Annotated in this window: 11 protein-coding genes; 4 read left to right on the top strand and 7 right to left on the bottom strand. The window is 68.3% G+C overall.

Translation table 11 applies throughout. From position 1 onward, the window contains the following. Nucleotides 1–288: 288 nt before the first annotated feature. The 3 genes from RCJ92_RS13055 to RCJ92_RS13045 form a co-directional block, all read right to left on the bottom strand. Nucleotides 289–1,296: an LLM class flavin-dependent oxidoreductase gene (locus RCJ92_RS13055; protein ID WP_396277158.1), complete on the bottom strand. Its 1,008-nt coding sequence runs from the start codon at nucleotides 1,294–1,296 to the stop codon at nucleotides 289–291. Nucleotides 1,297–1,421: 125 nt separating this feature from the next. Next, on the bottom strand, nucleotides 1,422–1,625 hold the full coding sequence (locus tag RCJ92_RS13050) for a cold-shock protein (RefSeq protein ID WP_013349999.1): 204 nt from the start codon (nucleotides 1,623–1,625) through the stop codon (nucleotides 1,422–1,424). A 302-nt stretch (nucleotides 1,626–1,927) separates the two neighbouring features. After that, nucleotides 1,928–3,448 (bottom strand): MFS transporter, encoded by a 1,521-nt coding sequence (locus tag RCJ92_RS13045; RefSeq protein WP_446754778.1) that lies wholly within the window; start codon nucleotides 3,446–3,448, stop codon nucleotides 1,928–1,930. Nucleotides 3,449–3,577: 129 nt separating this feature from the next. On the opposite strand from RCJ92_RS13045, the gene RCJ92_RS13040 reads away from it, so the two are divergent. Both RCJ92_RS13040 and RCJ92_RS13035 read left to right on the top strand, forming a co-directional pair. Next, entirely contained in the window at nucleotides 3,578–4,132 is a 555-nt protein-coding gene (locus RCJ92_RS13040) for a TetR/AcrR family transcriptional regulator (protein ID WP_138176098.1), read from the top strand. A 19-nt stretch (nucleotides 4,133–4,151) separates the two neighbouring features. Further along, nucleotides 4,152–5,408, top strand: coding sequence for an MFS transporter (locus RCJ92_RS13035; protein ID WP_138176100.1), 1,257 nt, complete (start codon nucleotides 4,152–4,154; stop codon nucleotides 5,406–5,408). A 30-nt stretch (nucleotides 5,409–5,438) separates the two neighbouring features. Here the strand turns inward: RCJ92_RS13035 and RCJ92_RS13030 are convergent, their stop codons facing one another. Continuing rightward, complete coding sequence (locus RCJ92_RS13030) at nucleotides 5,439–6,104, bottom strand: trimeric intracellular cation channel family protein (RefSeq protein WP_246049621.1); 666 nt, start codon at nucleotides 6,102–6,104, stop codon at nucleotides 5,439–5,441. A 61-nt stretch (nucleotides 6,105–6,165) separates the two neighbouring features. After that, the gene (locus RCJ92_RS13025; RefSeq protein WP_446754777.1) at nucleotides 6,166–6,783 is read right to left on the bottom strand and encodes a DUF1697 domain-containing protein; all 618 of its coding nucleotides are present in this window, start codon (nucleotides 6,781–6,783) and stop codon (nucleotides 6,166–6,168) included. Between the two features lie 97 nt (nucleotides 6,784–6,880). On the opposite strand from RCJ92_RS13025, the gene RCJ92_RS13020 reads away from it, so the two are divergent. Further along, nucleotides 6,881–8,935, top strand: coding sequence for a prolyl oligopeptidase family serine peptidase (locus RCJ92_RS13020; RefSeq protein ID WP_446754776.1), 2,055 nt, complete (start codon nucleotides 6,881–6,883; stop codon nucleotides 8,933–8,935). Between the two features lie 54 nt (nucleotides 8,936–8,989). Here RCJ92_RS13020 and RCJ92_RS13015 read toward each other — a convergent pair whose 3' ends face one another. Beyond that, on the bottom strand, nucleotides 8,990–9,385 hold the full coding sequence (locus RCJ92_RS13015; protein WP_346922217.1) for an RNA-binding S4 domain-containing protein: 396 nt from the start codon (nucleotides 9,383–9,385) through the stop codon (nucleotides 8,990–8,992). A gap of 237 nt (nucleotides 9,386–9,622) precedes the next feature. Next, the gene (locus tag RCJ92_RS13010; protein WP_054821897.1) at nucleotides 9,623–9,982 is read right to left on the bottom strand and encodes a hypothetical protein; all 360 of its coding nucleotides are present in this window, start codon (nucleotides 9,980–9,982) and stop codon (nucleotides 9,623–9,625) included. Between the two features lie 39 nt (nucleotides 9,983–10,021). On the opposite strand from RCJ92_RS13010, the gene RCJ92_RS13005 reads away from it, so the two are divergent. Further along, the coding region (locus RCJ92_RS13005) for a Tex-like N-terminal domain-containing protein (RefSeq protein ID WP_446754775.1) at nucleotides 10,022–10,853 on the top strand (832 nt) is incomplete at its 3' end.

Here is a 10,853-nt window from a genome sequence, read left to right as displayed (position 1 = left end):
CACCGACGCGGTGCTGGCCGGAAACTTCGAGGGCGGCTCGCTGTGGCACTACGCCTACATCGGCGTGGAGGGTCTGCTGACCGTGACCTTGATCGTGGCACTGTTCATGGCAGTACGGCGCTGGGTGCGGCTAAGCGCCTGAGCCACCTTGCGCGGTATTCCGCCGCGGCGGACCTCCAGACAACGCAAAATGCCCCGTTGCGGGGCATTTTTTGATTCCACCCGCCGGCCATGCCGACGCCCGAGCGGAGGTGCCGGCGCCGACATGGGGGTGGGGTCGTGGTGTTGCTAGGCGTTGGCGGCCAGGCCGACGGCCTGCGCGGTGAGCCACACCGAATCCAGGCGTTCGGATTCCTGCAGCGGGTAGTGCACGGTGATCAGCTCGTCGGCCTGGCTGGCCTTGGCGAAATGCTCCAGGTATTCGGCGACGTCGGAGGGCGCGCCGACCGCGGTGTAGCGCATCATGTCCAGGACCTGGGCGGCGGGGGCAGTGCCCATGAGCATGTCGATTTCCGCCTCGGTGAACGGTTCCTCCCGATTGCGGCCCAGGAAGGAGGCCACCCGCTGGCGCTTGGCCTGTTCCATTAACTCGTGGGCGCGCTGGGTGCTGTCGGCGGCCAGGACCCCGACCCCGGCAATGACGTAGGGCTTGTCCAGCTGCTCGGAAGGGGTGAACTCGTCCCGGTACAGCTGCACCGCCTGGTGCAGGGCATCCGGGGCGAAGTGGGAAGCGAAGGAATAGGGCAGGCCCAGCTGCGCGGCCAGCTTCGCGCCGAACAGCGAGGAGCCCAGGATGTACAGCGGCACCCGGGTGCCGGCCCCGGGAATCGCCCGGACGGTGGGGATGCGCGATTCATCGGCCAGGTAGGCCTGCAGCTCCAGCACGTCGTGCGGGAAGGTGTCGGCCGCGTTTGGCTCACGGCGCAGCGCACGGAGAGTGACCGGGTCGGTGCCTGGGGCCCGGCCCAAACCCAGGTCGATGCGGTCCCCGAAGATTTCGGCCAGCGTCCCGAACTGCTCGGCGATCACCAGCGGGGAGTGGTTGGGAAGCATGATGCCGCCGGACCCCAGCCGGATCCGGTTGGTGTGGTGGGCGATGTGGCTGATGAGGACCGCCGTGGCCGAGGATGCGATGGTCGCCATGTTGTGGTGTTCGGCGTACCAGATGCGTTCGTAGTTCGCGCGTTCGGCCATCTGGGCCAGGCGTACCGAGGATTTGAAGGAGTCGGCAACCGTGGAGTCCGGTGCCACCGGGGCAAGATCAAGAATGGAAAGCTTCACAGTGGTGCCAACCACGATGGGACCCACGGTATTCCGTCGTGAGACAGTCCGAGGGCGAGGAAAGGCTCACAAAAAACGGTGCCGAACCGGGAAAGTCCCGGTTCGGCACCGTTCAAGCTTGGCGTGTAGCCGTTTCGCCTTTAGAGAGCGCGAATGTCAGCTGCCTGCAGGCCCTTCGGGCCCTCGACAACCTCGAACTCAACCTTCTGGCCCTCGTCCAGGGTGCGGAAGCCCTGGGTCTGGATGGCGGAGAAGTGTGCGAAGACGTCCGGATCGCCGCTGTCCGGAGCGATGAAGCCGAAGCCCTTTTCAGCGTTGAACCATTTCACGATTCCAGTTGCCATTTATTCCTTGGTCCTTTCAGACGTAATCCCGCCACACCTCGTGGCGGAAATGGTTGTTTCCACGCAAACCGTCGAAGGCTCTCCCGCTGGGAGTTCCGCCGGCCGATTGTGCGAAGCAGCCAGGTCATTCACTTCACGTCTAGAAAGGTTGCCTGACATTCAACGTGTTGACGTCCGCAAGCTTCTAAAGGGTACTTCGCGAATTACTTTGAAACTACATGTCCTAGCCTACGTGGTCTACGGGCCTAACTGAATAACTTCGCCCGAATTAATCTAGATTTTGGTAAAGAATCGACCAATGGTTACCTTGCGAGGGGCTTGACGACCCTTCCAACCACGATCGCGGCCACCAGTGCCAGCAATGCCGCCAGGGACGCGGTGACCAGCACCCCGTGGTCGAACGCGGCGGCCGCGGCCTGCAGCAGGGTTTGCGAGGCGGCCGGGTCCAGCTGCTCGGCCACGGTGTGCGCCCCGGAGAGCGTCTGGGTGGCGGCCTCGGCCTGCTGCTTGCTGAGCGAGGAGGGGACCATGAGGCTGGAGGCGTAGATCCCGTTCAGGATCGTACCCAGTACCGCGGTGCCCAGCACCGAGCCGACCTCGTAGGCGGTTTCGGAGATCGCCGAGGCCGCCCCGGCCTTGGCGGCCGGCACTTCGGAGAGCACCAGGTCGTTGGACAGGGTTTCACTCATCCCCACCCCGAGTCCGAGCAGGCAGAAGGCCACCATCAGCCAGGTGTCACTGCCCGAGGCCCCGGCGAGGACCACCACGGCGTAGGCCAGTGCGCTGAGCACCAGTCCGGCGATCATGACGTTCGAGGTCCCGTAGCGGGCCGAGAAGCGCACCGCCAGCAGCCCGAACACCATGGTCAGCACCAGGCCTGGGGTCATCCACACCCCGGCCTCAAAGGGAGTGAGCCCGGAGATCAGCTGCAGGTGCTGGGAGACGAAGTAGATGAAGCCGACCAGCGAGAACACGCCGATCAGGTTCACCGCCAGCGCCCCGGAGAACACCCGGTTGCCGAACAGGCGCACGTCCAGCATCGGGATGCTGCGCGTCAGCTGACGCCGCACGAACGCGACGGCGCTGACCACCCCGATGGTGATCGCGGCGACCGGGACGTACCAGGGCCCGGAGCTGATCGACTTGATCCCGTAGACGAAGGGCAGCAGCGCCATGATGATCAGCACGATGGAGATCGGGTCGACCTTGCCCGGGTTCGGGTCCCGGGATTCGGGCAGCAGGATCAGCCCGCCAACCAGCAGCGGCAGCAGCATCGGCACGGCCAGGAAGAACACCGAACCCCACCAGAAGTGCTCCAGCAGGATCCCGCCGATCACCGGCCCGAGCACGGCGCCGCCGGAGAACGCGGCGGCCCAGATGGCGATCGCGGTGCGCCGTTCCATCGGGTCGCTGAAGATGTTGCGCAGCAGGGAGAGCGTGGCGGGCATGAGCATGGCGCCGAAGACGCCCAGCAGGGTGCGCGCGGCAATCAGGTGCCCGGCGTCGGTGGCGAAGGCGGCCAGCCCGGAGACCAGGGCGAAGCCGACCGCGCCGGTGAGCAGCACCTTGCGCCGCCCGATGCGATCACCCAGCGAGCCCATGGGGACCAGCAGGCCGGCCAGGATCAGCGGATAGATGTCGATGATCCACAGCAGCTGGTTGCCCGTGGGTTGCAGTGCAGCGGAGATCGCCGGTACCGCGAAGGACAGCACGGTGTTATCCACCGAGACCAGCAGTACCGGGAACAGCAGCACCACCAGTGCCGCCCAGCGGCGGCGCGGGGTCAAGACGCGCGGCAGGGTTCCGGTAGTTGGTGAAGTCATGGTCAATCCATCTGTGAACGAAGGGAAAGTGGGTAGGGAGTAGCCCACCCCCATTACTGTACCGTCTGGACGGTATTGTTACAATCGGAGGTGTTGTCTGCTTCATCACCGCCATTGGGAGGTAAATCCATGGCCCGTCCACCACTGGCCAAAGCCAAGATCCTCGACGCCTACGTCGCGCTGCTGTGCGACGAGGGGGAGCGGGCCGCGACCATGGACGCCACCGCCGCCCGGGCCGAGGTCTCCAAGGGCGGGCTGCTCTACCACTTCGCCTCCAAGGAGGCGCTGGCCCAGGCGGTCATCGGCGCCTGTGAGGAGCTGGCGGCGCAGGATTGTGAACTAATGAGTCGGGCCCCGGAGGGCATCTCGGTGTACTTCGTGCGCACCTCGGCGGAACTGGGCACCGAATTCGACCGCTACCTGCTGGCCGTGGAACGCCTGGCGCAGGCGGGGGTGGACGCCGCGGCCCAGAGCCTGCAGCGCATCAGCCAGGACTGGTACGAACTGATCCTGGGCGAGGTCGGGGACCCGACCGTGGCCCAGGCGATCATGCTCATCGGCGAGGGGATCTACGCCCACGCCGGACGCCCGGCATGGTGGCACGACTCGGATTTTGATGCACGGCTGGCTCAGTTACTAGAGTTGGTGCCGAAACTGAAAAAGTTGGGTGATTTCAACCAATGACGGTCTGCTGAGGGAGCACATGAATCAACGACAGGGCACCACGCCCCTCAAGGGCCGCATCGGGGCGTTGCTGGGCATCCTGCTCATGGCCCTGTCACTGCGTGCCGCGGTGGTCTCCGTGCCGCCGCTGCTGCAGCGGATCTCCGAGAACATCGCGTTCACCGAATTCACCACCGGGCTGCTGGCCATGCTGGCCCCCATCGCCTTCGCGGTCTTTGGGCTGCTCACCCCGCGGCTGATCCGGGCCTGGGGCCTGGAGCGCACCCTGGTGGTCTCGGTGCTGCTGGCCATCGTCGGACAGGTGATCCGCCCCTGGGTTTCGGACGTGTACCTCTTCCTGGGGCTGTCGATCGTCGCGCTGGCCGGCTACGGCATGGGCAACGTGGTGCTGCCGCCGCTGGTGAAGAAGTACTTCCCGGACCACATCGGCGTGGTCACCAGCGGGTATGTGACCCTGCTGGCCGTGGGCACCTGGGTGGCCCCGCAGTTCTCGGTCCCGCTGGCCAACGCCTCCACCTGGCAGCTGTCCATCGGCTCGTGGGCGCTGCTCTCCGCCGTGGTGCTGCTGCCCTGGCTGCTGCAGCTGATCGCCGACCGGAAGGTGGCGCGCCCGGACATGCCCGCGCCGCTGGCCGGCGGCAGCGCACCGGGGCTGAAGCTGAACCCCTGGAAGTCCAAAGTGGCCTGGGGGTTGGCGATCTACCTGGCCGGCAACTCCGCCCAGACCTACGTCTACTTCACCTGGCTGCCGCCCTACCTGACCGCGATGGGCCTGAGCGAGGGCACCTCCGGTTCGATGCTGGCGCTGTTCGCGATCCTGGGCCTGCCGGTCAGCCTGCTGGTGCCGCTGTGGGTGCCGCGGCTGAAGCACCCGATCGTGGCGGTGGGCGTGTTCACCGCCTGCTGGATCGGCGGGCACCTGGGCATCTACCTGTCCCCGACGAACAACACCGCCGTGTGGGTGGCGCTGGCCGGCCTGGGCCAGGGCACGTTTGCGATCGCACTGCTGATGATGAACCTGCGCTCGCGTACCACCTACGGTTCGGGCGTGCTGTCCGGCTTCGCCCAGGGGCTGGGGTATGCCGGGGCGGCCGTGGTGCCGATGCTCTTCGGCGTGGTGCAGAAGGCCACCGATTCCTGGGGCGCGGCCTTTGCGATGCTCGGCGGGTGCATCGTGGTGATGCTGGCCGGGGCGATCATGATCAACCCGCCGCGGGCCATCGAGGACACCATCCCCGGGGCCGAGGACCTGGGCAAGCTCGAGCGCATCGACTGACCCGGGCTGGCGCAAGCGGCGGCAGGCGGCCTAGTAGTTGCGCTGCGGCCCGTCCCCAGGGGGCGCGGCCGGCTGGCGGTGCCAGTGCCCGGCCGCCAGCGGCACCCGCCAGCCGTACTTGATCGCCGCCAGCCGGGTGGCGATCACCAGCACCGCGGTGATGATCCCCAGCGTGGTGGAGAACCAACCCAGCGTCCAGCTCAGCGAGGTCAGCCCCGCCCCGGCGATCGCCGGAACCGCGTAGAGGTCGCGCGGGTTGAACAGTTCCGGGGTGACGTTGGCGATGACATCGCGCATCAGCCCGCCGCCCACCGCGGTGCTCACCCCCAACAGCACCGAGGAGACCGGGTTCATCCCGTAGTCCAGGGCCTTTAGCGTGCCGGTGATGCAGAACAGTCCCAGCCCGCCGGCGTCGAACACCAGCACCAGGCGGTGCAGCTTCTTGACCGCCGGGGTGAACAGGTACACCAGCACGGCACTGAGCACGACCGGGATGAAGTAGACCGGGTTGCTGAACGTGGCCGGGGTGTCGCTGAGGATCAGATCGCGCACGATGCCCCCGCCCAGGCCTCCGACCCCGGCCAGGAACACCGAGCCGATGATGTCAAAGCCGCGGCGCACCGCCACCAGTGACCCGGCGATCGCGAAGAAGAACGTGCCGATCAGCTCAACGGCCAGGACCATGGTGGGCATCATGGGTTGGTGGGCTCCCCTTCGACACGGTGGGCGCGGCTTCGCGCGCCCCGAACGCTACCCATTATGCGTCGTGTTCCGGCGCCCGCAGAATCCGGGCGATGCGCTGGACCGTGTTCAGGTTCCGGGTGGTGTGCAGGTGGGTGGGGGCCAGGCGCTGCAGTGCCTGGGCCAGCGGGTCACTGGTGCTGGTGCCGCGTTCGGCCACCCAGCCAAGGGCCGGGCCGTGCACGGCGAACGGTTCGGCGGCCCGCAGCCCGCGGCAGGCCAGCTGTTCCTCCAGCGCCGCGGCCAGCGCGCCGGCCGCCGCGGGGGAGGGGGTGAAGCTCAGGTAGCGATGGTAGTTCCCATGTGGCGGCTGAACCGGAAAGCCGGTGGCCAAGGCGGCGAACCCGGGGCCGGGGTAGGCCAGACAGCGGATCCGGTGGCCGAACTGCGTATCGATCGCCTGCTCCGCCCGCCTGCCGGTGGCCGGCGGATCCAGTTCGCTGGTGAGGATCGCGTTGCCGGTGGCCAGCACCGTGCGCACCGCGGCGAACCCGGCCTCCTGCAGGATGCGGGCCAGCTCGGCCATGGGCAGCTTGATCCCGCCAACGTTGATCCCGCGCAGCAGCAGGACCTGCTCGCCGGGTTCTCCCGGGCCCGGATCCGGCCGCCCTTGCTCCTGGCGTGTGCGTGTCATGGCTTCATCCAAGCGCACCATCGCCAGCGTGTCGAGCGGGCGGTGCGGGGCTTGGGCGGGCAGAAGCCGGGGGACGGCGATGGCCTAGGATCGAACCATGAGCAAGCAGCTTCCCCATGGTTCCTGGCCGTCGTCGATCAGCGCCGCACAGGTGGCGGCCGGCACCAAGCCGCTGGGCGGCGCGGCCTTCGCCGGAGATGAGGTCATCATCCAGCAGGCCCGGCCCGAGCAGGGCGGGCGGATCACGCTGTGGCGCCACGATGCGGCCAGCGGTGAGCGCCGTCAGGAGCTGATCCCGCGCGAGTACAACGTGCGCTCCCGGGTGCACGAATACGGCGGCGCCTCCTGGGCCCTGCTGCCCGGGGCGGAGCCGGGCCGGTGGGGCATCGTCTTCGCGAACTTCACCGACCAGCGGCTCTACCTCATTTCCGCACCCGGCGCGGCCCCGGTGGCGCTGACCCCGCCGAGCCTTGAGCAGGGAAACCCGACCCTGCGCTTTGCCGAACTGGTGCCCGCCGCCGCGGGGGACGCGGTACTGGCGATCATGGAGAACCTCAGTGGCGAACCGGTGCGCCACATCGTGGCGGTCCCGCTGGATGCCAGCGCCGCCACCGACCGTGCGGCGCTGAACGTGCTGACCCCGCCGGCCCGCTTCGTCGCCTTCCCGCGGCTGAGCCCCGATGCGCGGCAGCTGGCCTGGATCAGCTGGGAGCACCCGAACATGCCCTGGGACGGCACCGAGCTGCACCTGGCCGCCCTCACCGGCACCTCGCTGCGCACCGCCGGGCTGGCCGATGAGCGGGTGATCGCCGGCTCCGGGCAGACCTCGGTGCTGCAGCCCGAATGGGTTGACGGGCAGCGCCTGGCGTTCATCAGCGACGCCTCGGGCTGGTGGAACCCGTACCTGTACGACGTGGCCGCCGGCACCAGCCGCCCGCTGCTGCAGCGCGAGGAGGAATTCGCCGGCCCGCTGTGGCAGGTTGGCACCACCTGGTACATCGTGGAATCGGAGAACACCCTGCTGGTCAGCCACGGCACCGGGCTGACCGGGCTGTCCCGGCTGCGCATCGATGACGGGCAGCTGCAGCCGCTGCGGCTGCCGGTGACCCGGATCCGTCCGCTGCAGCTGCGCGGCCGCCAACTGCTGGCCGCGACCTCCTCGATGACCCAGGGCGAGCAGATCAGCCTGATCGACCTGGCGGCGGTGGACGGCCGGGACGCACCGGGCGGCACCCGGGACGAGGCACCCACCGGGGACGAGGCAGCCACCCGGGGTGCGACCTGCCTGCGCCCGCTGGCCCGGGCCATCGATCAGCTGCCTCCGGCCGACCAGCTGCCGCAGGTGGAGGAGCTGGAGGCCCGCAACGCCGACGGGGAAGCGGTGCACGCGCTGCTCTACCGTCCGCGCAACCAGGGCTACCGGGGGCCGGAGGGGCACAAGCCGCCGTTCATCACCATGGTGCACGGTGGACCGACCTCGCAGGCCGCCGCCACCCTTTCGGCCACCATCGCCTACTACACCTCCCGGGGAATCGGGGTGGTGGATGTGAACTACGGCGGCTCCAGCGGCTACGGGCGCGCCTACCGCAACCGCCTGCGTGGGCAGTGGGGCGTGGTGGACGTGGCGGACACCGTGGCGGTGATCGACGCGCTGATCGAGCGCGGCATCGCCGACCCGCACCGGATCGGGATCGAGGGCGGCTCGGCCGGCGGCTGGACCGTGCTCTCGGCGCTGACCAACTCGGACCGGTTCACCGCCGGGATCAGCCGCTACGGCGTCTCCGACCTGGTGGCACTGGTCGCCGACACCCATGACTTCGAATCCCAGTACATGTTCTCCCTGGTCGGGCCCTACCCGCAGGAGGCCGAGCTCTACGCCCAGCGGGCACCGATCAACCACCTGCAGAACATCAGCTGCCCGGTGCTGGTGCTGCAGGGCGATGAGGACAAGGTGGTGCCCCCGGCCCAGTCACAGGTGGTCGTCGATGAGCTGGCCCGGCGCGGCATCCCGCACGCCTACCTGCTCTTTGCCGGGGAACAGCACGGGTTCCGCCAGGAGGCGAACATCATCGCCGCATTGGAAGCCTCCCTGGCGTTCTACGCCCAGGTGTTCGGCTTCGAGGCGGACGTGCCGCCGCTGGAATTGTCCTGACCCAACTGCGCTGGCCGTGGCCGGGCGTGGACTTCTGGCCGCGCCGCGGCGCGGCTACTGGCCGGGCTGCTGCCAGGAGCTGCGCAGCTTCTCCATCTCGCGCCGATCCTTCTTGGTGGGCCGGCCGGTGCCGCGGTCGCGGACCGGAACCATCGGGATGACGAGCTTCTCGCGCGGGGCAGTGTGGTCGATGTAGCACTTGGCGGCCACTGGGGCACCGACCCGCTTGGTGATCAGGGCGGTGACCTCCAGCTCGCGGTCGAACCCGTCCTTGCGCACCCGCAGCCGGTCCCCGGGCACCACCTGCTGGGAGGCCTTCACCGGGCTGCCGTTCAGCTTCACGTGCCCGGCCCGGCACGCGGTGGTGGCCGCCGAACGGGTCTTGTAGATGCGCACGGCCCACAGCCAGGCATCCAGCCGCGCTTTGGAAGTAGTGGGGATCTGGACCATGTCTACGAGTTTAGGCCAGGATGCATCCGGGAACCGGATAGCGTCTGCGGCGCGGCACCCGGCAGCTTCCATCCTCGTCCCGCCGCCGTGCCGAGGCAAAGATCACACCCCATGCCTGCCCCGCACCGGTGCCAGGGCAGGAAAAAGCCAGGGCACTGCCGGTGCACCGGCCGTGTCCCGCGCAGGTGCCGGGCCCGCCGTTTTGACGGTCCCAGCGCCCGTGGGCCGTCTTTGCGGTTAGCCGCTGTAGGCCCCGGCATCGGTGCAGGCCTGCTTCAGGCTGTTGGCAATTTTTTCGGGCGCCGTCCTGTCGCCCCGATCGGCCAGCTCCTTGAGCGGATCGATGATTGAGGCCGGCAGGCCGCCTCCGTCGATCGCGCCAATCATTGAGGTCAGGACCCTGATCTCACTGTTTTCCAGCTGGCCATCCTGTACCGGCGCGCAGGCCTGGCGCACGAACTCCTTGGACGCGGCATCGGTGAGTTGCCCCACGGCCTCAGAGGCCTGCTGCTCGACCATGGAGCACCCGGTGACCACGGTGGCCAGCAGTGCGAGTGCGGCCGTACCCAGTACTTTGCGTGTGTGCTCTTTCCCCATGGAAAACCACTTTAATAGGCAACGTTGGGGATCAGCTGAATGAGAGCCGAGTCGATCATCCAAGCCGTGAACCCGGTGGTGCACAATGGATCGGTGAGCAGTGCAGAACAACGAATTATCCAGCGCCTGGCCGAGGAGCTTTCCGCCGCCACGCAGGTAAAGACCTGGCAGGTCAAGGCGGCCATCGAACTGCTGGACTCCGGATCCACGGTGCCCTTCATCGCCCGCTACCGCAAGGAAGTGACCGGTACGCTGGACGACGCCCAGCTGCGCCTGCTCGAGGAGCGGTTGCGCTACCTGCGCGAATTGGAGGACCGCAGGGTCGCGGTGCACCAGGCGATCGAGGAAATGGGCAAGCTCACCGACGAGCTGGCCGCCGCCATCGCCGCGGCCACCACGAAGGCCGAGCTGGAGGACATCTACCTGCCGTTCAAGTCCAAGCGGCGCACCAAGGCGCAGATCGCCCGCGAAGCCGGGTTGGAGCCGGTCGCCGAGCAGCTGCTGGCCGACCCCCAACTGGACCCCGACGCCCTGGCCGAACGCTACCTGAACGCCGAGGCCGGCTTCGCCACCCCCACCGACGTGCTTTCCGGGGCCCGCTCGATCGTCACCGAACGGGTCTCCCAGGACGTGGCGCTGACCGGACAGCTGCGCGAACGGCTGTGGAGCACCGGCAAGATCGGCGCGAGCGTCAGCCCCACCGCCTCAAGCGAGGGGCAGGGCAAGTACGCGGACTACCTGGACTACGCCGCCCCCATGGACTCGCTGCCGGCCCACCGGGTGCTGGCGCTGCTGCGCGGGGAACGCGACGGGGTGCTGAACCTGCAGCTGGCCGAGGCCGATCCGCGCGATGTAACCGCCGTGGCCGAGG

The sequence above is a fragment of the Glutamicibacter sp. BSL13 genome, from assembly GCF_052928425.1.
This window is presented reverse-complemented; position numbering and strand designations above follow the sequence as displayed.

What these genes read in the sequence shown, in the direction of transcription:
- RCJ92_RS13050 (WP_013349999.1), bottom strand. Translation starts at nt 1,625, where the DNA reads ATGGCAACTGGAATCGTGAAATGGTTCAACGCTGAAAAGGGCTTCGGC.
- RCJ92_RS13045 (WP_446754778.1), bottom strand. Translation starts at nt 3,448, where the DNA reads ATGACTTCACCAACTACCGGAACCCTGCCGCGCGTCTTGACCCCGCGC.
- RCJ92_RS13040 (WP_138176098.1), top strand. Translation starts at nt 3,578, where the DNA reads ATGGCCCGTCCACCACTGGCCAAAGCCAAGATCCTCGACGCCTACGTC.
- RCJ92_RS13035 (WP_138176100.1), top strand. Translation starts at nt 4,152, where the DNA reads ATGAATCAACGACAGGGCACCACGCCCCTCAAGGGCCGCATCGGGGCG.
- RCJ92_RS13030 (WP_246049621.1), bottom strand. Translation starts at nt 6,104, where the DNA reads ATGATGCCCACCATGGTCCTGGCCGTTGAGCTGATCGGCACGTTCTTC.
- RCJ92_RS13025 (WP_446754777.1), bottom strand. Translation starts at nt 6,783, where the DNA reads ATGACACGCACACGCCAGGAGCAAGGGCGGCCGGATCCGGGCCCGGGA.
- RCJ92_RS13020 (WP_446754776.1), top strand. Translation starts at nt 6,881, where the DNA reads ATGAGCAAGCAGCTTCCCCATGGTTCCTGGCCGTCGTCGATCAGCGCC.
- RCJ92_RS13015 (WP_346922217.1), bottom strand. Translation starts at nt 9,385, where the DNA reads ATGGTCCAGATCCCCACTACTTCCAAAGCGCGGCTGGATGCCTGGCTG.
- RCJ92_RS13010 (WP_054821897.1), bottom strand. Translation starts at nt 9,982, where the DNA reads ATGGGGAAAGAGCACACACGCAAAGTACTGGGTACGGCCGCACTCGCA.